Source organism: Sphingopyxis sp. L1A2A (assembly GCF_005502465.1).
In the GTDB taxonomy this organism is placed as follows: domain Bacteria; phylum Pseudomonadota; class Alphaproteobacteria; order Sphingomonadales; family Sphingomonadaceae; genus Sphingopyxis.
Map to the genome: position 1 here is coordinate 1 of NZ_SCOT01000027.1, position 21,433 is coordinate 21,433.

At 63.6% G+C, this 21,433-nt stretch carries 22 protein-coding genes; 12 read left to right on the forward strand and 10 right to left on the reverse strand.

Going from position 1 to position 21,433, the window contains the following annotated elements:
* Positions 1-804, forward strand: an 804-nt coding sequence (locus tag FFS68_RS13520) for an aconitase family protein (RefSeq protein ID WP_249340157.1), incomplete at its 5' end; no start/stop codon positions are given.
* Here the strand turns inward: FFS68_RS13520 and leuD are convergent.
* A complete protein-coding gene (leuD, locus tag FFS68_RS13525; protein ID WP_249340158.1) occupies positions 801-1,385 on the reverse strand; it encodes a 3-isopropylmalate dehydratase small subunit in 585 nt (194 codons plus the stop codon). The two genes, FFS68_RS13520 and leuD, sit on opposite strands and share 4 nt — an antisense overlap.
* Before the next feature lie 193 nt (positions 1,386-1,578).
* Here leuD and FFS68_RS13530 point away from each other — a divergent pair, with 193 nt between their 5' ends.
* Together FFS68_RS13530 and FFS68_RS13535 are read left to right on the forward strand one after the other, a co-directional pair.
* A complete protein-coding gene (locus tag FFS68_RS13530; protein WP_137753732.1) occupies positions 1,579-2,085 on the forward strand; it encodes a MarR family transcriptional regulator in 507 nt (168 codons plus the stop codon).
* A 66-nt stretch (positions 2,086-2,151) separates the two neighbouring features.
* Entirely contained in the window at positions 2,152-2,727 is a 576-nt protein-coding gene (locus FFS68_RS13535; RefSeq protein ID WP_137753733.1) for an NAD(P)H-dependent oxidoreductase, read from the forward strand.
* On the opposite strand, the gene FFS68_RS13540 is transcribed toward FFS68_RS13535, so the two are convergent.
* Positions 2,724-3,182: a MarR family winged helix-turn-helix transcriptional regulator gene (locus tag FFS68_RS13540; RefSeq protein WP_137753734.1), complete on the reverse strand. Its 459-nt coding sequence runs from the start codon at positions 3,180-3,182 to the stop codon at positions 2,724-2,726. The genes FFS68_RS13535 and FFS68_RS13540 overlap by 4 nt on opposite strands.
* Before the next feature lie 150 nt (positions 3,183-3,332).
* Here FFS68_RS13540 and FFS68_RS13545 point away from each other — a divergent pair, with 150 nt between their 5' ends.
* The 6 genes from FFS68_RS13545 to FFS68_RS13570 all read left to right on the forward strand — a co-directional run bounded on the left by FFS68_RS13545 (position 3,333) and on the right by FFS68_RS13570 (position 10,107).
* Positions 3,333-4,967 (forward strand): long-chain-fatty-acid--CoA ligase, encoded by a 1,635-nt coding sequence (locus FFS68_RS13545; protein WP_137753735.1) that lies wholly within the window; start codon positions 3,333-3,335, stop codon positions 4,965-4,967.
* Positions 4,968-5,087: 120 nt separating this feature from the next.
* Positions 5,088-6,218, forward strand: coding sequence for a lysophospholipase (locus FFS68_RS13550; RefSeq protein ID WP_249340159.1), 1,131 nt, complete (start codon positions 5,088-5,090; stop codon positions 6,216-6,218).
* A complete protein-coding gene (locus FFS68_RS13555) occupies positions 6,219-7,202 on the forward strand; it encodes an aminoglycoside phosphotransferase family protein (protein ID WP_137753736.1) in 984 nt (327 codons plus the stop codon).
* Entirely contained in the window at positions 7,199-8,497 is a 1,299-nt protein-coding gene (gene eno, locus FFS68_RS13560) for a phosphopyruvate hydratase (protein ID WP_137753737.1), read from the forward strand. Before FFS68_RS13555 ends, eno begins: the two co-directional genes overlap by 4 nt.
* Complete coding sequence (locus tag FFS68_RS13565; protein WP_137753738.1) at positions 8,494-9,414, forward strand: NAD(P)-dependent oxidoreductase; 921 nt, start codon at positions 8,494-8,496, stop codon at positions 9,412-9,414. The genes eno and FFS68_RS13565 overlap by 4 nt, the downstream gene beginning before the upstream one ends.
* Complete coding sequence (locus FFS68_RS13570; protein ID WP_137753739.1) at positions 9,415-10,107, forward strand: alpha/beta fold hydrolase; 693 nt, start codon at positions 9,415-9,417, stop codon at positions 10,105-10,107.
* 82 nt (positions 10,108-10,189) lie between these two features.
* On the opposite strand, the gene FFS68_RS13575 is transcribed toward FFS68_RS13570, so the two are convergent.
* Complete coding sequence (locus tag FFS68_RS13575) at positions 10,190-11,242, reverse strand: cobalamin-independent methionine synthase II family protein (RefSeq protein WP_137753740.1); 1,053 nt, start codon at positions 11,240-11,242, stop codon at positions 10,190-10,192.
* Between the two features lie 86 nt (positions 11,243-11,328).
* Between FFS68_RS13575 and FFS68_RS13580 the strand changes: the two genes are divergently transcribed.
* Positions 11,329-12,891 (forward strand): long-chain-fatty-acid--CoA ligase, encoded by a 1,563-nt coding sequence (locus tag FFS68_RS13580; RefSeq protein ID WP_137753741.1) that lies wholly within the window; start codon positions 11,329-11,331, stop codon positions 12,889-12,891.
* A 78-nt stretch (positions 12,892-12,969) separates the two neighbouring features.
* Here the strand turns inward: FFS68_RS13580 and FFS68_RS13585 are convergent, their stop codons facing one another.
* From FFS68_RS13585 to FFS68_RS13610, 6 genes are all read right to left on the reverse strand, one after another.
* Positions 12,970-13,563 carry a VOC family protein gene (locus FFS68_RS13585; protein WP_137753742.1) on the reverse strand — a complete coding sequence of 198 codons (594 nt, stop codon included), beginning with the start codon at positions 13,561-13,563 and terminating at the stop codon, positions 12,970-12,972.
* A 22-nt stretch (positions 13,564-13,585) separates the two neighbouring features.
* Complete coding sequence (locus FFS68_RS13590) at positions 13,586-14,203, reverse strand: glutathione S-transferase (RefSeq protein ID WP_137753743.1); 618 nt, start codon at positions 14,201-14,203, stop codon at positions 13,586-13,588.
* 162 nt (positions 14,204-14,365) lie between these two features.
* Positions 14,366-15,013 carry a carboxymuconolactone decarboxylase family protein gene (locus FFS68_RS13595; protein WP_137753744.1) on the reverse strand — a complete coding sequence of 216 codons (648 nt, stop codon included), beginning with the start codon at positions 15,011-15,013 and terminating at the stop codon, positions 14,366-14,368.
* Between the two features lie 11 nt (positions 15,014-15,024).
* On the reverse strand, positions 15,025-15,420 hold the full coding sequence (locus FFS68_RS13600) for a nuclear transport factor 2 family protein (protein WP_137753745.1): 396 nt from the start codon (positions 15,418-15,420) through the stop codon (positions 15,025-15,027).
* A gap of 16 nt (positions 15,421-15,436) precedes the next feature.
* On the reverse strand, positions 15,437-16,732 hold the full coding sequence (locus tag FFS68_RS13605; RefSeq protein ID WP_137753746.1) for an MFS transporter: 1,296 nt from the start codon (positions 16,730-16,732) through the stop codon (positions 15,437-15,439).
* Positions 16,733-16,909: 177 nt separating this feature from the next.
* On the reverse strand, positions 16,910-19,270 hold the full coding sequence (locus tag FFS68_RS13610) for a TonB-dependent receptor (protein WP_137753747.1): 2,361 nt from the start codon (positions 19,268-19,270) through the stop codon (positions 16,910-16,912).
* Between the two features lie 123 nt (positions 19,271-19,393).
* Here FFS68_RS13610 and FFS68_RS13615 point away from each other — a divergent pair, with 123 nt between their 5' ends.
* Together FFS68_RS13615 and FFS68_RS13620 are read left to right on the forward strand one after the other, a co-directional pair.
* The gene (locus FFS68_RS13615; RefSeq protein WP_137753748.1) at positions 19,394-19,900 is read left to right on the forward strand and encodes a DUF3237 domain-containing protein; all 507 of its coding nucleotides are present in this window, start codon (positions 19,394-19,396) and stop codon (positions 19,898-19,900) included.
* 1 nt (position 19,901) lies between these two features.
* Positions 19,902-20,624: a glutathione S-transferase C-terminal domain-containing protein gene (locus FFS68_RS13620; protein ID WP_137753749.1), complete on the forward strand. Its 723-nt coding sequence runs from the start codon at positions 19,902-19,904 to the stop codon at positions 20,622-20,624.
* A 103-nt stretch (positions 20,625-20,727) separates the two neighbouring features.
* On the opposite strand, the gene FFS68_RS13625 is transcribed toward FFS68_RS13620, so the two are convergent.
* Positions 20,728-21,432: a glutathione S-transferase N-terminal domain-containing protein gene (locus FFS68_RS13625; protein ID WP_137753750.1), complete on the reverse strand. Its 705-nt coding sequence runs from the start codon at positions 21,430-21,432 to the stop codon at positions 20,728-20,730.
* Position 21,433: the final 1 nt, after the last annotated feature.

Genomic DNA, 21,433 nt, shown 5'->3' on the forward strand with positions numbered 1-21,433 from the left:
GTCATCGAATATGCCGGCGCGGCGATCCTCGCGCTGTCGATGGAGGGGCGGATGACGCTGTGCAACCTCAGCATCGAGATGGGCGCGCGCGCGGGGCTGGTTGCGCCCGATGCGACGACTTTCGCTTATCTGGCGGGGCGGGCCGCGGTGCCAACCGGCGCGGCGTGGGATGCTGCGGTGGAGCGTTGGCGGGCGCTGGCGAGCGATGAAGCTGCCGGGTTTGACCGCGAGGTGCGGGTCGATGCGCGCGATGTCCAGCCGATGGTGAGTTGGGGCACGAACCCGTCGCAGGTTGTCGCGATCGACGCACGCATTCCCGATCCGGCAGCGCTGAAAAATGTCGAAACGCGCACGGCGGCCGAGCGGGCGTTGGCCTATATGGACCTCGCGCCGGGCGCGACGATCGCCGGGCTGCGGCTCGACCGGGTGTTCATCGGCAGTTGCACCAACAGCCGGATCGAGGATCTGCGTGTGGTGGCTGATGTCGTGCGCGGTCGCTGCGTGGCGCCGCACGTCCGCGCGATGGTCGTTCCGGGATCGGGGCTGGTCAAACGACAGGCCGAGGCCGAGGGGATCGACGCGGTGCTGCGCGCCGCGGGGTTCGACTGGCGCGAACCCGGCTGTTCGATGTGTGTCGGCATGAACGCCGACCGGCTGCAACCCGGCGAACGCTGCGCCGCGACGTCGAACCGCAATTTCGAGAACCGGCAAGGGCGTGGCGGCCGCACCCACCTGATGAGCCCGGCGCTTGCCGCGGCGAGCGCGCTCGCGGGGCATATCGCGGCGCCCGAAATGCCCGGCTAGATCGATGCCTCGAACCGCGCGATCGCGTCGGCATGGCGCAGCGTGCGGCCGATATCGTCCAGCCCTTCCATCAGGATGCGGCGATCGTAGGGGTCGACGTCGAAATCGATGACTTTGCCCGACGCGAGGCGGATTTGCTGCGCCTCCAGATCGACCTCGATCGGCGCATATTGGGCGAGAATGATGTCTTCGCGCGCCGCTTCGCACTGCGCTTCGGGCAAGCGGATCAGCAGCAGGCCGTTCTTACGCGCGTTGCCCGAGAATATGTCGCCAAAGCTTGGCGCGACGACGCAGCGAATGCCGAAATCGGTCAGCGCCCACACCGCATGCTCGCGAGACGATCCGCAACCGAAATTGCGGTCGGCGATGAGTATCTGCGCGTGGCGGCACGCGATCTGGTTGAGGATGAAACCGGCGCGCTCGCTCCCGTCTTCGGTAAAGCGGAGCAACTGGAACAGATGTTTGCCGAGCCCGGTGCGGGTAAGCGCTTTCATATAGGTTGCCGGAATGATCATGTCGGTATCGACATTGGCGAGCGGCAACGGCGCCGCGACCGCTTTCACCCGAACAAATTTCTGCAAAACGGCCTCCATTAACTTAGTATACTAAGTAAGTGATCGTGACAGCGATGTCCAATGATATCGCGGGGTTGGAATGCGGCTCGGCAATCCCGACGGCGACGAAGGAGGTTGCCGGAGGAATCTTCGCGTCCTAAGGTTCGCACTCACGCGGACGGGCGTCCGACGTCAGGGGCCGCGGCAGGGGAGCAGGGTTTTGGCCAAGAAAACACAGGATTACCGGCATCCAGCCGAATATTACACCGATCCTGAAAACAGCATCGGTTATCTGGCGCGCGTCGTCTTCCGCTCCTTTTCACGGCTGCTGGAACGCCGCACGCTGACGCACGATGTGTCGGCGGGGCAATGGCGTTTCCTGCGCCAGCTGTGGCGCGAGGACGGCATTACCCAGCGTGAGCTGAGCGAGCGCGTCGGCATGCGCGAGCCGACCACTGTCGTTGCGCTGAAGGGGCTGGAAAAGTCCGGGCTGATCACGCGCAAAAAGACAACCGACGATCGGCGCAAGACCTTCATCCACCTGACGCCGCATGCCAAAAAGCTTGAGTTGATTCTCGCGCCGATGAACGCCGAGATCCACGAAATCGCGACCAAGGGCCTGACCGATGAGGAGGTCGAGGTGCTTCAGGGGCTGATGCGCCGCGTGATCGACAATCTGGGCGACGAAACGCGCAAGCTGGCGGTGCTCTCCGACATCAAGGCCTGAGGCTTGCAATTTGCCGATCCACCGGACAATAGGTTAGTATACTAATTATTTTGTCCGGGAGGGAAAATGACCAGCATTGCAGTGATCGTCGGCAGCACGCGCGAGGGATCGTATAACCGCGCCTTGGGCGACCTCGCCGCCGCGAGTCTGGGGGCGCAGGGGGCGAGCGTGACACGCGTCGACCTCGCGGCCTTCGACCTGCCGCTCTATTCGGCGGCGTTGGAGGCAGGCGCCTTTCCGCCCGATGCGCTGAAGCTCAAGGCGCTGTTCGCGGCGCAGGACGGGCTGACTTTCGTGTCGCCCGAGTATAACGGATCGCTGCCGCCGCTGCTCAAGAATGCGATCGACTGGGCCTCGCGCCCGACCGGCGACGAGAGCCTTGTTGCGCTGACCGCCTATCGCGGCAAGGCGGCGGCGATCATGTCGGCGTCGATCAGTCCTTTTGGCGGGCTGCGCGGGCTGATGCACTTGCGTCAGATCCTGTCGACCATCCAGATGCTGGTGATTCCCGAACAGGTGGTGGTGCCGGCCGCGCACGCGGCTTTTGCCGAGGATGGCAGTTTGAAGGAGGCGCTTCCGGCGTCGCTCGTCGAAATGACCACGGGCAGGTTGATCGCGGTCGCGAAGGCGCTGGCCGCCTAGGCGGAAGGGCGACGGGGGGCAGGCGAGGCGCTTTCGATATTGCTCCCCCAGTCGGCCTCGAGCGCGGCGAGCAGCGCGTCGAACTTGTCCTGTCCCAGCACTGCGGCGATCTGCGCGGTCAGCGCGTCCATTGAGCGCTGCGCATCCCGACGCATCCGCGCGCCAAGATCGGTCAGCGACACGATCATGTGGCGGCGATCGCCGGGATCGACTTCGAGTTGGACGATCCCCAGCTTCACCATCTGGTTGATCGTGCTGTGGATCGCCTGGCGCGACAGGCCAAGGTTGCGGGCGATGTCCGACGGGCGCACGATGCCGCTGACGATATTGATCATCACCATCGATTGCGGGCGATTGACGTCGGGCCAGCCATGATCGTGGAGCCGCGCCTGCAGCCCTTCGTCGAGCCAGCAAAAGCGTTGAAAAAGGGCAATGATGAGCTGGTTTGTGCGCATATACGCTACGATAGGCCCCCGGTGCCGGCGGAGTGCCGACCCCGTCACGCTAGAAGAGCGATGCGGGCGAAGCAAGGCAGAGCGGCGTTGCAAAGATAAAATGCTTAGTATACTATCTATTGAAACAAGACGCAGGGAGAGAAGCGCCGCATGGACGGGTTGATGCAGAATGTGCCGCTGACGGTCGACCGGATCATCGACCATGCCGCCAACTGGCACGGTGGCCGCGAAATCGTCTCGCGCGATGCTGACGGACATGTCACCCGATCGACCTATGCCGATATCCATGCCGATGCGAAGCGCGTGTCGAACGCGTTGGCGGCCGAAGGGATAACGCCCGGCGACCGCGTTGCGACGATGGGCTGGAACAGCGCGCGGCATCTCGCGGCCTGGTATGGTGCGGCGGGGATGGGCGCGGTGCTCCACACATTGAACCCGCGGCTGTTCCTCGAACAGATCGCATATATCGCGAACCACGCCGGCGACCGGTTGCTGATTGCCGATCCCGCCACCGCCGCCCTTGTCGAAGAGCTGTTGCCGCAGGTGCCATCGATCGAGAAGGTGATCTTCTTCTGCGACGCCGGGTCAATGCCCGAGACCAGTGTTTCCGCGACCGCCTTCGACGACTGGATCGCCGGGCAGTCTGCCGAATATGTCTGGGGCGGGTTCGACGAGAATGCGGCGTGCGGGCTCTGCTATACGAGTGGGACGACGGGAAATCCGAAGGGTGTGCTCTATTCGCACCGGTCGAACTATATCCATGCGTTGATGACCTTGCAGCGCGACGCGCTGGCGCTGTCGGCGCGCGACACCGTGCTGCTCGTCGTGCCGATGTACCATGCCAATGCGTGGGGCGTCGTCTATTCAGCGCCCGCTGTCGGCGCCAAACTTGTGTTGCCGGGTCAACGGATGGACGGCGAATCAATCTATAATCTGATCGAGCAGGAAGGCGTGACTTATTCTGCCGCCGTGCCAACAGTGTGGCAGATGTTGCTGCAATATATGCAGGAAAATGGAAAGCGCTTCACGACGCTGGAGCGTGTGACGATCGGCGGATCGGCATGTCCCGAATCGATTATCCGCACCTTCCGCGACGATTATGGCGTCGATGTTATTCAGGGCTGGGGGATGACCGAAACCTCGCCGCTCGGCACGGTATCGGTGCCCAATGCCTCGGTCGCCGCGAAGCCCGACGATGCGCAGATGGCGTACAAGCTCAAGCAAGGTCGGCTGTTGTGCGGGCTGGAGATGAAACTGGTCGACGATGCGGGCAATCATCTGCCGCACGACGGCAAGACGCCGGGACGGCTGATGGTCAAGGGGCCGACGATCGCGGGTGCCTATTATGGCGGCGAGGGCGGCGACGTGCTCGATGACGAGGGGTTTTTCGACACCGGCGACGTCAGCACGATCGACGGCGAAGGCTATATGCAGATCACCGACCGCGCGAAGGATGTCGTGAAATCGGGCGGCGAATGGATCAGCTCGATCGAGATCGAGAATATTGCGATGGGGCATGATGCCGTCGCCAACGCCGCGGTCGTCGGGATCGCGCATCCCAAATGGGATGAGCGACCGATCCTGCTGTGCGAACTTAAGGATGGTGCGAAGGCCTGCGCCGACGATCTCAAGGCGTTTCTCGACGGCAAGATCGCGAAATGGTGGATGCCCGACGATGTGCTGTTTGTCGACGAAGTCCCGCTCGGGCCGACGGGCAAGATCGACAAGAAAGCAATCCGTGCGGGGCTGAAGGGGTATCAATTGCCCTTCGAAGTCGCCCGCTGATGCCGTTCTCTTTCTTCGTCATGCCGGACTTGATCCGGCATCCATCGCCGCAGGACTCCGGATCAAGTCCGGCATGACGATGGTGGTGACCCACAGACAATATTCATATCAGGAGAGACGATGATGGACCCGAACGGGATCGAAGGACTGGACGCGCAATTTGTCGGGCTGGTGTCGCCGACCGCGCCGCGCATTCAGGCGGGCGGGCATCCGTGCCAGGGCATTTACTGGACGCAAAGTGGCAAGCGGCCGAAGGTCGCGATCATCGCGACGCATTATAACGTCGATTTTTCCGAACATTATATCGCGCCCTATTTCGCGCGGCAGGGCTTTGGCTTCCTTGGCTGGAACACGCGCTATCGCGGGGTCGAGGACCAGTTCCTGCTTGAACATGCAGTGCTCGACATTGGCGTCGGTATGAAGTGGCTGAGGGAAGAGGCCGGGGTCGAGCAGATCGTCATTCTCGGCAATTCGGGCGGCGGATCGTTGATGGGCGCCTATCAGGCCGAGTCGATCGTCCCGACGCTGACCGACCGGTTGCCGTCCGTTGGGCAGGATGCACTGGCGTCGCTGATCAAGGGCGACCTCTATATCAGCTTCAACGCGCATCAGGGGCGGCCCGAAGTACTGACCGACTGGATGGACGCGTCGGTAATCGACGAGAATGATCCGGTTGCGACCGATCCCGAACTCGACCCGTTCAACCCCGACAATGGCCCGCCCTATTCGGACGCGTTCATCGCAAAATATCGCGCCGCGCAGCGGGCGCGCAACCAGCGCATCACCGACTGGGCGAAAGCAGAACTCAAGCGGTTGAACGACGCGGGCATTCCCGATCGGATCTTCCCGATGTTCCGGTGCTGGGGTGATATTCGCTGCGTCGATCCCGCGATCGATCCGTCGGATCGCAAGCCCAACTGGTGCTATCGCGGCGATCCCTCGATCGCCAACCGCACGCCCAGCATCGGGCGCGCGAATTCGATCAAGACCTGGCTCAACATGTGGAGCCTCGAAACCTCGCCGTGCCAAGGGCAGCCGCATCTCGCCAAGCATGACACCCCCGCGCTGGTGGTTCAGGGAACCGCAGATACAGGTGTTTTCCCGAGTGATGCGCGCAAGATCTTCGATTTCCTCGGCAGCACCGACAAGAAGCTCGAACTGATCCCCGGCGCGCATTATTTCGAGGATTCGATCGAGGAACGCCAGACCGCTGCGGATCTGGTCGGAAGCTGGATCCGGGAGAAGCTGTAAGTGGAGCAGGGCGACGCCGATATCATCGCGGAATTGCGCGGCGCGGGCCTGATCGGCGCGAGCGACGTCGCCCTTGAGCCGCTGACCGGCGGCGTGTCGTGCGACGTGTGGAAGATCGAGACGCCATCGGGGCCGATCGTCGTCAAACGGCCGCTGGCGCAGCTCCGCGTCGCCGCCGAATGGCTGGCGCCGGTCGAGCGCGGGACCAGCGAAGTGCGTTGGCTCCGGCGCGCGCGCGGGGTCGATGCGCAGATCGCGCCCGAGGTGTTGGCCGAATTGCCGACCGGCCACGCCTTTGCCATGCGGTTCCTGCCCGGCTGTCCGGTCTGGAAGGACGAGTTGGTCGCCGGGCGTGTCGATGCGGCATTTGCGGCGGCGGTCGGGCGCGGGATCGTCGCGGTGCACGCGGCGACGGCGAACAATGATGCCGACCGCGCGGCTTTTCCGAACGACGAAATGTTCGCCGCGCTGCGCGTCGATCCCTTCCTGCTCTATGTTGCCGAACATGACGCCGAGCTGGCACCCGCACTGCGCACGCTTGCGGCCGATCTCACGGCGCGCAAGATCGCGCTCGTCCATGGCGACGTCAGCCCCAAGAATATCCTCGTCAGTTCAGCCGGCCCGGTGTTTCTCGACGCCGAATGCGCCGTCTATGGCGACCCGGCGTTCGATCTTGCCTTTTGCACCACCCATCTGCTGTTGAAAGCGGTGTGGCTGGATGATGCACGATTGATCGAAGCGGCGTCAGTGTTGGTCGATACCTACCGCGCGGGGATCGATTGGGAAGATTCCGCCGGGTTGCTGCTCCGCGCGGGCCAGCTCACCGCCGCGCTGCTCCTCGCGCGCGTCGAGGGCAAGTCGCCCGCACCCTATCTGACCGATGCCGACCATAAAAACATCGTACGCGAACAGGCGCGCGCGCTGATCCTTGCGCCGTCGCCTCTCGACGCGCTCGTCATCAACTGGAAAAGGACTTATCCATGACTTCGCGTATCGCCTCCGTCACCGGCCGCCAGATATGGGATTCGCGCGGACGGCCCACTGTCGAGGCTGAGGTCGTGCTGGAATCGGGCGCGGTGGGACGCGCCATCGCGCCTGCGGGTGCGTCGCGCGGCGAACATGAAGCGATCGATTTGCGCGATGGGGGCACGGCGTTCGGCGGCTTTGGCGTCAATGGCGCAGTCTCCGGGATCGGCGCGGAGATCGCCCCCGCGCTGACGGGCATGGATGCGCGCGACCAGGCCGCGGTCGATGCGGCGTTGTGCACGCTCGATGGGACGCCGAACAAGGCACGGCTGGGCGCGAATGCAGTGGTGGCTGTGTCGATGGCCGTATTGCATGCCGCGGCCGCCGATGCGCGCGAGCCGCTGTGGCGCTACCTCGCCGAGGGTCGCAAGGTGCGCATCCCGCTCCCCGAAATCCAGATTTTCGGCGGCGGCGCGCACGCCGGACGGCGCACCGATGTACAGGATTTCATGATCATGTGCCCCAAGGCAGGCAGCTTCCGCCGCGCGCTCGAAATCACCGACGATGTCTATCGTGCGGCGGGCAAGCTGATGGAAGCAAAGGGGCCTTTGTCGGGGGTAGCGGATGAAGGCGGCTGGTGGCCGAATTTCGCGTCGAACGAGGATGCGCTCGACACGCTGACGAAGGCGATCGAGGCGAGCGGGCACCGCGCGGGCGACGAGGTTTTTATCTCGCTCGATATCGCGGCGAACGAACTCGGCGATGCGTCGGGATATAATCTCGCGCTCGACGACCGGCGTCTACCCGCCGAGGAAATGGCGGCGCGTATCATTGAATGGACGAACGCTTATCCGATCCTGTCGGTCGAAGATCCCGCGGGGCAAGATGACTGGACGACGATGTCAGCGGTGACTGCGGCGGTCGGCGACAAGGTGCAGATCATCGGCGACGACGTCCTCGTCACCAATGCGACAAGGGTCGAGCGTGCGGCCGATGCGGCGGTGTGCAATGCGGCGCTGATCAAGGTCAATCAGGTCGGCACGGTGACCGAAGCAAAGGCGGCGCTCGACGCCGCGGTCGGGCGTGGCTGGGGGGCGATCGTTTCGGCGCGTTCGGGCGAGAGCGAAGATGTCACCATCGCGCATCTGGCCACCGGGTGGGATGCGGGGCAGCTCAAGGTCGGCAGCTTTACGCGTTCGGAACGCATGGCGAAGTGGAACGAAATGCTGCGGATCGAGGAAGCGATGGGCGGCGATGCCATGTTCGCCGGCTTCTCGGCCTTCGCCGGGTCGATCGGGGCTGTGCCGGCATGATCGTCCTCCACGCGCGCCCCAGCCCCGGGTTCCATGAGGCAGTGGACCGGATTTTCGGTCCCGGCGTCGTGACGCATGTCGACGAGGCAGCCCCGCTCGACGAGGTGGCGGGTGAGATCACCGCGCTGCTCCATGTGCTCACCCCGGTGACAGGCGATTTCATCGCGTCGGCATCGAAGCTCAAACTCATTCAGAAGCTGGGCGTCGGTGTGAACACGATCGCACTCGAAGCAGCCCGCGATCATGGCGTCGCGGTGTGCAATATGCCGGGGACAAACAGTCAGGCGGTCGCCGAAATGGCGTTGTCGCTGATGATGGCCGTGCTGCGCCGAACCTGCTTCTTCGATGCGCGCACGCGGGAAGGCGAGGGGTGGACGGCCGATCCGTCGGAGCTCGACAGCGTTGGCGAAATAGCGGGCCGAACGGTGGGGCTGGTCGGTTTGGGCAATTCGGCGCAGCGACTCGCGCCTGTGCTCGAGGTGCTGGGTGCGAAAGTTGTCTACACCGCGCGCAGCCAGCGTGACGTGAGCTATGATTATTGGCCGCTCGATCGGCTCATCGCCGAGGCCGATATCGTTTCGTTGCACATCCCGCTCACCGACGAGACACGGGCATCGATCGACCCGCTCGCGATGAAGACGGGCGCGGTGCTGGTGAACACGGCGCGCGGCGAACTGGTCGACGAGGCGCGGCTGGTCGAGGCGTTGGCCTCGGGGCATCTGCTCGGTGCGGGGCTCGACGTGTTCGCTGAGGAGCCGTTGCCGCGTGACAACGCACTGCTCGGTCTGCCCAACGCGGTGCTCGCGCCGCATATCGCCTGGCTGACGCCCGAAACGCTTGTGCGTAGCCTCTCTGTCGCCAAGGAAAATTGCCGTCGTCTCGCCGCGGGCGAGGCGCTACTCCATCAGGTGGTCTGAATGTCACTTTCTATTGTTCTGATAACCGGTCAGCTTTTGACCGATGCGGTGTGGCAACCCTTGCTCAATGCGTGGGGCGATTGCGAAGTCATCGTCGCCGACAATCGCAGCGACGATACCATTGAGGGATTCGCGCAGCGCCTGCTCGACAACGCGCCGCCCAAATTCGTGCTGGTCGGCCACGCGATGGGGGGCTTTATCGCCTTTGAAGTGATGCGCCGTGCGCCCGAACGCGTGGCGAAGCTCGCGCTGATTTCAACACTCGCCTCGGCCGATGGCCCGGCGCAGACCGCGCGACGGCAGGGCTATATCGATCTTGTCGAAAGCGGGCGGTTCGATCAGGTGGTCGAGGAGCGCATTCCAATCCTGTTTCCCGAGGAAAAGCGCAGCGATGAACGGCTGCTCGGCATCGCGCGACAAATGGCGGCAGACACCGGCGCCGAGACCTTTCTCGCGCAGCAGCGCGCGATCATGGCGCGGATCGACAGCCGTCCGCGGCTGGGTGAGATCGCCGTCCCGACGCTGCTTATCTGGGGCGAGAAGGACGGCATCACCAGCCGCGCGCATCACGAAGAGATTGCGGATGCGATCCCGGGGGCGCGGCTGGAAGTCGTGTCGGGTGCGGGGCATTTGCCGACGGTGGAGGCGCCCGAGGTGCTGGCGCCGTTGTTGACGGACTTCCTGGACACATAATCCTTGTGTTCCCCGGCGAAGGCCGGGGCCAGTGCATACCAGCATGGACCCCGGCTTTCGCCGGGGAACACATCTGTCAGTTCTATTTCAGCTCCGCGCGCACCAATGCCGTGCCGTCGACCATTGCCTTCAGCTTCGCCTGCGAATGCTCACGGCTGTGATATTTCATGCCGCAGTCGGGCGCGATCCATAGCCGTTCGGCGTCGATATAGCGCAGCGCCTCGCGGATGCGGCCCGCGACGACCTCGGGGGTCTCAACCTCGGGAATCGACAGGTCGAGCACGCCGTACATGATCGTCTTGGTCGGCAGTTCGGCGAGGATCGCGGGGTCGAGCCCCGGCTGCGCCGCCTCGATCGAAATCACGTCGATCGCCGAGGCTTCGAGTTCGGCAAGGAAATCATAGGCTTTGGGCTTCGGCTTGGTCGACCCCGCGCCATGATGCACCATCGCGTAACCGAAACAGATGTGGAGCGCGGTTATGCCGTCGACGCCATCAAGCGCGCGGTTGATCGCCTCGATCGCGTAATATTCGGCCTCGTCGGCGCGCGCCTGCAGATAGGGTTCGTCGAGCTGCACGACATCGACCCCCGCCGCGAACAAATCCTTCACCTCGGCATTGACCGCGTCGGCATAGTCCATCGCGAGCGATTTGGCGTCGGGGTACCAGCCATTTTCGGCCTGCTGGGTCATCGTGAAGGGGCCGGGCAGGGTCAGCTTCACCGGCCGCGACGAATGGCGGCGCAGAAAGGCAGCATCCTGCGCCTCGATCGGCGCAACGCGGCGGATCGGCCCCGACACCAGCGGCACCGGGTTCGACTTGCCGGTGCGATCGACCGCGCTGCCATGCTTGTCGGGATCGATCCCCGACAGCGCGGTCGCAAGCCGGTTCGAATAGCTTTCGCGGCGCATCTCGCCATCGCCGATAATGTCGATGCCAACCTCTTCCTGATCGCGGATCGCCATCAGCGTCGCGGCTTCCTGCGCATCGGCGAGCCAGGGTTCGGGGATACGCCACAGCGTCTCCGCGCGCACGCGCGGGGGCAGGCTGGCCTTCAGCCGCTCGCGGTCGATCAGCCAGTCGGGCTGGGGATAGCTTCCAACGACGGTTGTCGGCAGGATGGGGTGGTTGAACAAGGCCAGTCCTCTCGATTTTTTAGCTGGCCAAGCATTTGCTTAGTATTCTATCTAATTCAAGTCGAAACGACGATTGGGAGAGCGAAATGATCGATCTGGAGGCCATCCGGACGCTGGCGGACATTCCGGCGGCGCAGGCGCGGGTGCGGGGCGATGCGACCGCGGTGAAGTTCGGGGAGCGGGAGACGAGTTTCGCCGAGCTCGACGCGCAGTCGAACCGCGTCGCACACGCCCTGCTCGCGACGGGCGTGGCGACGGGCGACCGCGTTTCAGCGCTGACCAAGAATCACGACAGCTGGTATCCGCTCTTCTTCGGCAGCGCGCGGGCACGCGCCTGTTTCGCGCCGGTCAATTGCCGCCTTGCGCCGGCCGAGATCGGGTTCATCCTCGGCGATGCTGCACCGAAGCTGCTGTTCGTCGGCGAGGATTTCTTCGACTGTGCGCTGACCGCGATCGCTGATCTCGCGTCGCCGCCGCGCCTCGTCGCGCTCTATGGCGCGCATCCGGCGTTCGAGCCGTTCGATGTCTGGCTCGGTGATGCGTCGGATGCGGCGTTGCCCGGACCCGAGCTCGCCGACGATGTGCTCCAGCTTTACACCAGCGGCACCACCGGGCTGCCCAAGGGCGTCGTCCTGACCCACGCCAATTACCGGACATTCCTGGAAGCCGCGACCGAGGTCGATGGTTTCGCCTATGGCGAAGACGAGACGGTGATGATCGTCATGCCGCTGTTCCACGTCGCGGGGACGAACGTCAGTTTCTCGGGCCTCGCGCAGGGCGGGCGGCTGGCGCTCGTCAAGGATTTCACCGCGCCCGATGCGATCCGCATGATGCGCGAGGAAGATGTCGCGCATGCCTTCCTCGCGCCTGCGATGATCCAGATGATGCTGCTCCAGCCCGAGGCCGCACAAGGCGCCTATCTGGCGCTCAAGTCGATCGCCTATGGCGCGTCGCCGATTGCCGAGGATGTGCTGCGCCGCGCGCGCGCGACCTTCGGCTGCGACTTCGTGCAATTCTATGGGATGACCGAGTCAGCCGGCGGCGGCTCCTATCTGTCGCCTAGCGCGCACGATTTGCCGGGCAAACTGACCTCGTGCGGCAAGCCCTGGCCGGGGATCGAAATGGCGATCCTCGATGGCGAAGGGCGCGAACTCGGCGACGGAGCGATCGGCGAGATCGCGATCCGCGGCGGCGTCGTGATGAAGGAGTATTGGCACCGCGAGGCGGCAACGGTCGAAACGCTCGCGGGCGGCTGGCTGCACACCGGGGATGTCGGCTATCGCGACGCCGACGGTTTCTATTTCGTTCACGACCGGATCAAGGACATGATCGTGTCGGGCGGTGAGAATGTCTATCCGGCCGAGGTTGAAAGCGCGATCATGGGTTGCCCTGGTGTCGCCGACGTCGCTGTGATCGGCGTTCCCGACGACCGGTGGGGCGAGACGGTGAAGGCGCTGATCGTTCCCGCGGCGGGTGGCGCGCCCGAACCCGCCGACGTCATCGCTTGGGCACGCACGCGGATCGCGGCCTACAAGGTGCCGAAAAGCATCGAATTCATCGACGCGCTGCCGCGCAACCCGTCGGGAAAGGTGCTGCGCCGCGAGCTGCGCGCGCCCTATTGGGAAGGCCGCGACCGCGCGGTTGGATAAGATCCGTCACAGCTGGAGCGCAAAAAGGGAACCCGGCCGAAGCCGGGTCAGGAGGAGTTCCTAGCTAGAGGAATAGCATCATTGGGCGGGCACCGGCGCACGGCCGGTGATGAAACCTTCGCGCTTGGTGCCGTCGGCCTGCACCGGATCGTGCGCGACGTCGCTTTCGTCGAACACCTTGGTCCACGCCGCGAATTCGAGGCAGATGCCGTCGGGGTCGAAGAAATAGACCGAGCGGACGAAGACGCCCTCGTGCAGTTCGGCCGACGCCTGCATCGGCGAATCATCGTGATTGAGCACCGGGGTCACCTCGATGCCCTTGGCGATCAGTCGCTGATAATAATCGTCGAATTTGTCGGCGCGGACGTTGATCGCAATGTGGTTCATCGACCCGTGGGCGGAAACGAAACTGCCCTTCGTCGGCAGGGCCGCGGGGGCAGAGATGCCCGGCACCGCTTCGGGCGCATCGGGGAACCAGAAGAAGGCGAGGCTGTCGCCATTGCCAATGTCGAAGAAGAAATGCTGGCCGCGCCCGCCGGGCAGGTCGATCGTCTTGGTCAGCGGCATGCCGAGCGTGTCGCGGTAGAATTCGACCGTCCGCGCCATATCCTTGCACACCAGCGCGAGGTGATTGACCCCGCAAAATTCGAATTCGCTATTGGTCGCAGCCATGATCCGTCTCCTCTTCTGTAACTCAGGTCGGGTTGGCGCTGGGGCGGCTTTTCATCTGTTCGTACCAGCGCTGGACATTGGTGAAGGCGGGGTCGATCGGCTGTCCCACTGACGCACCGAAATCGAGGAATGTGAAGAGCATCAGGTCGGCGAGCGACAGGCGGTCGCCGGCGATGAAGTTGCGGCCCGCGATCAGCGGGTCGAGCCATGCGATCCCGTCCTGCGCGATCGCCTTCAACCCTGCCGCCGCTTCGGGCAGGCATCGCATGCGCGTCTCGAACAGCGGCAGGCCCTCGGCATAGCGGAAACCGTTGGTGAGCGGCTCGCAAATCTTGATATCGACGCGGCGCGTCCACATTCGCGTGTTCGCGCGTTCTTCGGCGGTGGTGCCGATCAGTGGGGTTTCGGGGAAGCGTTCTTCCAGATATTCGCAGATCGCGGTGACTTCGCAGAGGACGCTGCCGTCGTCGAGTTCGAGGGCGGGCGTCTGTCCCGCCGGGTTCACATCGACATTATAGGGCGCTCGCCGGTTCTCTCCGCTGCGCAGGTCGATCATGACCTCGGGGATCTTGACACCCTTTTCGGCCATGAACATGGTCACGACGCGTGGGTTGGGGCCGATGGAGTTGTAATATTTCATGCCCATCCTCTTCCTTGAGACTTTCTAGCCCCAACTGCATTAACCGTCAATTAAATTGACGGTTAATGCAGTTCCAGCCCCCGCAGGCGGCCAGCGAACGCGATAGAGTGTGCCGGTGGTCGACGCGGCGACATAGGGATCATGCCGACGCGCCGCAGCCGGTTATTCCGCCTTTGGGCGCGGCGCGCTGAGGAAGTCGGCGGCGCTAAAGCCTGCGGGCGCCGCGATCTCGACGATCGGATCCTCGCGCGCGTCATATTCCATGCGCAGCGCGCGCGTGATCACAGCGTGCATGTCATAGAGGCAGGTGATGTAGGTGAATTCGAAAATCTGCTCGTCGTCCCAGAAGGTCTTGAGCTTGTCGAAGACCTCGAGCGGGACGCGCCCGCTGGCCTGCGCGAGGCAGTCGGCATAGGCGAGCACGGTGCGTTCCTGCTCGTTGTAACAGTCGGCGACCTGCCAGTAAGCGATGCCTGCGATCTTCTCTTCGCTGACGCCAAGGCCGCGGAGCGACTTGCAATGCTGCGAAAAAACGAACTGGCTGCCCTTCACCCAACCGGCGCGCGTCTGGCCCAGCTCGCGCAGCACCGGGTCGATCTTGCGCGCCGGATGGCGATAGACCGCGAAGCCGTCGATCGCATGTTTGAAAATGTCGGGCGCGAGCGCGAAGACCGTCCACCAGTCGCCGGGCGTGCCGGTCGCGGTGCCGGGCTCGGCAACGGGATCGCGTTCGCCGAACAGGCGGTTGTAATAAGCGGTGACGGTCTCGTCGGTGACTTCCGAGCGGGGAACCTGGCGCAGCACGGGCATCGATTTACTCCTCAGGCGTTCGCAAATTTGCGGAACTCGGCAACGTGCGCCGAATCGAAATATTCGTCGAGGCGGGTGATCTTCCCACTCTCGACCTTGCAGATGATCGCGCAGGGCAGGCGGACCTCGCCATCGTCATGAACGCGCTTGCCCTTCAGGACATGCTGCTGGACGAAGCCGCCGGGAAAGACGCTGAGCCGGCGGTCGGCATATTCGCGGTCCTTGATCCGCGCGACCATGCCGGTCAGCGTCTGCGCGGTCTGCATGGGCGTGACGATCAGCTCGTCGGTGTTGTGCCAGATCTCGGCATCGGGGGTGAAGCTGCCCTGCATCGTTTCGATGTCACCCGCTTCGATCGCGTCGAAAAAGCGTTTTGCCATCGCGCGAATATCGTCGTCGCTGTCCATCACCCTATCCTCTCGCTCATTCGGCGAAATCCTTGTCCAGGTGCCGCGTCATCGCATATTGCGCGACGCCGGCTGCGACGGCGAAGGGGATGATCGCCATCAAGGCCCAGCGCAGGCTTTCGTCGCCATATTCGGGTTTCAGTGCGTCGCTGATCATGCCCACGAACAGCGGGCCGAGCCCTAGGCCGACAATGTTGAACATCAGCATCAGGACCGCCGACGCGGTGGCGCGCGAACGCGGCGCGGTGAGATTCTGGACCAGCGCCAGCGCCGGCGCGACATAGACGATGCACGCGGCCATCGGGACGAGCATCAGCGCGAGCGACAATTGCCAGCTGTCGACCAGCAGCGCCGCGATGAAGGTGGGAATCAGTACCGCGGCAGCGAACGCCGGTATGGTGCCATAGGCGCGCGGCGATTTGCGCGCCGCGCGGCTGACCAGCCAGCCGCCGCCCAATATGCCGATGCCGAAGGTGATGCCGGCCGCGGGCGCGAACCAGGTCGCCATCGCGCTGAGCGGCATGCCCTGAACGCGCATCAGGAAGGCGGGAATCCAGTTGAGCATGCCATAGCTGACGAAAGCCGCCATCCCGCTGCCGATCATGACCATGCGCAGCGAGCGGCGGCGTGCGAACATCGCGAGCGTCTGTCCGATCGGAAGCGGCGTATCGTCCCCCGTCTGGGCGTCCATCTGACCCCGCGCCGGTTCGCGCACCAGCCAGATAAGCAGCGGTGCGACGACGATGCCGACGGCGCCGATCACTAGAAAAGCCCCGCGCCAGCCGATGGTCGAGGCCGCCCAGCCGCCGAAAGCGGCGCCGACGAACACGCCGAAGGGGCCGTTCAGCGTGAACAGGCCGATCACCAGCGGCCGCTGCGCGGGGGGATAATAGTCGGCGAGTACCGACAGCGAGGGCGCGGTGCCGCCAGCCTCGCCCGCGCCGACGCCAAAGCGCATCGCCGCGAGCTGCCAGAAGTTCGACACCATGCCGCACGCGGCGGTAAAGCCGCTCCACACGACGCACGCGATGCCAATCAGCTTGATGCGGTTCCAGCGGTCGGCGACCATCGCGACGGGAACCCCCATCGCGGCATAGAAGAGCGCGAAGGCAAGCCCGGTGAGCAGCCCGAACTGGGTGTCGCTGAACTGCATGTCGGCGCGGATCGGTTCGACGAGAACCGACAAGAGCTGGCGGTCGACGAAGTTGATCGTGCCGACCACGAACAGCATGGCGAGTGCGACGTTGCGGCGCGCCGCTAGGCCGCGGTCGGGCGCCGCGGCGCCTCCATCGAGGGCGGTAGCCTCTATCATAACTCTCCCCAAAAAAGCGCGAGTCTTCTCGTCCGAAAAATACTTAGGTATTTAAGTTTCTCTGTCAACGTGCTTTACGATTGACGCAGTGGCGACAAGAAAGCCCCCTGTCCGGCGGGACAGGGGGCTTTCATTCGTCACGTGCCGATGCCGGAGCGTTTGCTCGGTGGCGTCGGATCAGAAGCTGGCGCCGAGCGTCAGACCAAAGGTCCGCGGCGCGCCATAGAAGCGCTGGTTGAAAAATTGGGCGGTCGGGGTGAACGCCGCCACATAGTGCTTGTTGGTCAGATTCTTGCCCCATAGCATCGCCCGGAAACGCCCATCTTCGCTTTCCCAGCCGACCGAACCATCGACCAGGACGAAATCGCCCGTCCGTCCGCCCAAATCATTGGCGACGGTCGAATAGGAGATGCTGCGATAGAGCGCCGCCGCGCGGAATGACAGATTGCCGGCGCTGCCGAGCGGCACCGTATAGTCGGCTGACACCTGCGTCTGCCATTTGGGCGCACGGACCAACTTCTTATCGGTGTGATCGACATCGACCAGATAGGTGCCGTTCGGCAGCCGGGTGACGTTGCCGCAAGTCGACGTCGGCGGGGTTGCCGAAGCGGAAGGGCCGTCGATGTCGGCGCAGAAGTCGGTGTATTTGGTATCGAGATAGCCGACATTGGCCGACAGCCGGAAATTCTGCGTCGGTTTCAGCGTGGCTTCCAGTTCGATCCCCTGGCTCGTCGCCGAACCGATGTTCAGCTGCGACGTTTCCTGGCCCGACGCAACATTGGGGTTGGGGAAGAATACGCCGAATTCCAGCTGCTTGAACTTGGTGACGAAGCCGGTGAGGTTGAGCCGAAGCAGATTGTCGAAGAAATCGCCCTTGAAACCAGCCTCGAACAGTTCCGACGTATTGTCCTGCGTCGGACCTGCGGTCGTCGTCGTCGCCGATCGGGCGCCGAACCCGCCGCCCTTATAACCCTGGCTGTAACCCGCATAGACCATGACATCGTCGGTCAGGCGATAGTCAACCCCGCCCTTGAACGACATCCGGTCGCGGTCGTAGCCCAGCTTGAATGCCCTTCCGGCGGCCAGATTGGTGTTGGCGATCGCTTCCATCTCGGCCAGCGACTTGACCACAGAACGCGAGCTGAAAAAGGCGGGTGACAGCAGGGTTCCGGTCGGATCGCGGAAATAGTCTTTTGATTCCCAGCTCTGCCGGACGCCAAACGTCACGTTCAGCCGGTCGGTGATGCCATAGATTGCCTGTCCGAACAGTGCCTTGGCCGTATTGTCCTGCGTCACAAAATCCTGGCTGCCGAAACGCAGCGTCGGCGCAAGCAGCACGGGAAGCGTCGGGAAGGCCTGCGCCAACTCAAAGCTCTGCTTCAGGTAGTAGCCGCCGAAAACGAGGTTGAGGCGCGACAAGGCGTCGTCCCGGTCCGAAAAATCGGATTGCAGGCGCAATTCCTGGCTGAACTGACGGTGCGATTGAAGGCGAAAAGTAGGAAAAAAGAAGATTTCCGACTGGTCGAAATCGCTGTCGTTGAAATCGTCGGTTTCGATATAGCCGGTGATCGACTTGAGCTCGACCGAACCAAGGTCGAGGCCGACATTGCCGATAAAGCCCAGCTGGTCGGTGTCGTGATTGGCGGGGAAATCGCGTCCGATCGTAAAGGCGCCGTCGTTGGGCTCCTCGAACCGGAAGATCTGCCACAAAAGTTTGGTGCGGTCGGGCGCGGTGTCGCCGCCGGGCGCGCTCGACCGGTCGCGGACCAAGAAGGCTTTCAGGTTGATGTCCAGATTTTCGGTCGGCGTGAAGACCACGGTGCCGCGCAGGGTCAGCCGGTCCTGCCCGCCGACTTTCTTTCCGTTCAGGCGATTGGTGAAAAAGCCGTCATAGGTTTCCTTGTTGAGGACGAGGCGGACCGCCAGCGTATCCTGGATGAGCGGCATGTTGACCGCCGCGCGCGCATCCATGCGCCCGTAATTGCCGACGGTCACTTCCGCCTGCACACCCCAGTCGCGGCCAGGATTCTTGGTATAGGCGGCGATGCCGCCCGCGAGCGAATTCTTGCCAAACGACGTGCCCTGCGGCCCGCGCAGCACTTCGATCCGGTCGAGATCGAAGGTGTCGAGCATCGTCGCCACCGGTCGCGTCACAAAGACCCCGTCGATCGAGATGCCGACCGGGCTTTCCTCGGTCGATTCGATGCCCTGCGCGCCAAGGCCGCGAATGAAAATCGCGGCCGAGTTGGAGAAGGTCGCCACCGGCTGGATGCTGATGTTCGGCGTCGACGGCGCCAGGTCGGTGATGTCGCGCGCCGCGATCTTGGTCAGCGCCTCTTCGCCAAAGGCTGAAATGGCTTGCGGGACGTCCTGCAGCGATTCATTCTTGAAGCGCGCGGTGACGATGATTTCGTTGGTGTCGCTGTCGTCGGCGATCGCCGAATCGTCGGCGGCGGCTTGAGCCATCGCCGGTGCGGCGCAGACAAGCATTGCCATCGTCGCGACGCCGGACAGCAGAAACTGGTTACGAGCCTTCATGTTCACCCTCCCATTGAGTGTTGTGCAGCCGGTCTCGGAAGACTTTCCGATCCGTCAATCTGATTGACCCTTAGTATACTAATGGTTTTATGCTTGTCTATAGGTTGAAGGAGGATTCGTGCCATGAAGGAAGAAAATCGGGATCAGGGGCCGCCGGCGCTGGCGACCCGCCATCTGTGTATAGTCGAGTTCGAAGTGGGGAGCGGGATCATCGGCATCGGCGCGTCGCCGTTCGGCGATCAGCGGCTGGGTTATATCAGCGGCGGCCGGTTTTTCGGACCGCGTATCAACGGTATAGTATTGCCCGGTGGTGGCAATTGGTCGCGCAGCGGGCGGCTTGGTGACAGCGCTTCGGTCGGCACCTTCGATGCCCGCGCGGTGTGGCAGACCGATGATGGCGACCTCATCTATCTCAGCTACACCGGCCGCAACATCATTCCCGACGATGTGCGCGCGACCTTCGTCGACCCGGCCGTCCCCGATGCCGACGCATCGCGCTATTATCTGCGAATCGCGCCGGTGTTCGAAACCGCGAGCAAGACCTACGACTGGCTGAACGGGGTGCTCGCGGTCGGAGTCGGCGAGCGCACCGAATTCGGGGTGCGCCATGTGATCCATGAGGTGCTGTGAGGTGATCGACCTCCACTATTCGGCGACCCCGAACGGGCAGAAGATCGCGATCATGCTCGAAGAAATCGGCGAACCCTGTCGCGTCATTCCCTATGATATTTTCGAGGGCGACCAGCTGTCCGCCGCGTTCGGGCGGATCAACCCGAACCACAAATTGCCTGCGATCGTCGACCAGAATCCGGTCGGTGAGGACCGGCCGGTGACGGTGTTCGAGTCGGGCGCGATACTCCAATATCTGGCCGAGAAGAGCGGGCGCTTCCTGCCGGCGTCGGGCGCGGCACGGGCGACGGTGCTATCATGGCTGACCTGGCAGGTTGCGGGGCTCGGGCCGATGAGCGGGCAGGCCAGCCATTTTCTGCGCTATGCCCCCGCCGGGCAGGATTATGCGGTCGAACGCTATACAAAGGAGTTGAAGCGTCTGCTTACGGTGCTCGAAAAGCGGCTGGAGAAGAGCGTCTATGTTGGCGGGGCCGACTATACCATCGCCGACATGGCGATCTGGCCTGGCCGCGCTTCTGCCTTCGTCATGGGAATGGGGCTCGACGAATGGCCGGCTATGCACGCGTGGTTCGAGCGCATCGGCGAGCGGCCGGCGGTGGTGCGTGCTATGGCGCGCGACGACCTGAAAGCACCCGCCAAATATATCGGCCGGCACCAGAAACTCGACGACAAGGAATGGTCGAACATGTTCGGCGACGCCAACCACGCCGCCGCGAAGGATTGATGCCTCAATTCGTCATTGCGAGGAGCCGGAGGCGACGCGGCAATCCAGAGCGCGGGTAAACCGCCCTGGATTGCTTCGCTACGTTCGCAATGACGAAGGGATATTACCGCGCCGCGTGCTGGCGGTCGCCCCACAGGATCGCGCGATGCTCGTCGGTGAAGCCGGTGAGTCCACCTTCGATCGTCTCGGCACGCGCGACACCGACCGTCATTCCTTCGGCGACTGCAGGGCGTTCGAGCATCGCGGCACCCCAGCGGTCGACGTTCGGAAAGCGCCCCGCTTTTTCGATCAGCTGACGGCGCAGATAGGGCAGGGTAGCCATGTCGGCGATCGTATAGTCCGCGCCCGCGAGCCATTCGGCTTCGCCAAGGCGTTTGTCGATCACCATCATCAGCCGGTCGACCTCGCGCGAATAGCGGGCGATCGCATATTCATGCCGGTCCTTGGCATAATGGGTGAAATGCGCTTCCTGCCCGAACATCGGGCCAACGCCCGACACCTGGAACATCAGCCATTGCCAGCAGGTCGCGCGCCCCGCCGGATCGGTCGGCACGAACCGCCCGGTCTTTTCGGCAAGATAGAGCAGGATCGCGCCCGTTTCCCAGAGCGTGAAGCTCGTCCCCTCGGGCCCTTCGTCGTCGACGATCACCGGGGTCTTGTTGTTCGGATTGAGCGCAAGGAATTCGGGCGTCAGCTGATCGCCCGCGAGGATGTCGATATAGTCTAGCCGCCATTCGAGCCCCATTTCGAGGAGCGCAATCGCGATCTTGCGCGCGTTGGGGGTGGGGCCGCCATAAAGTGTGATCATC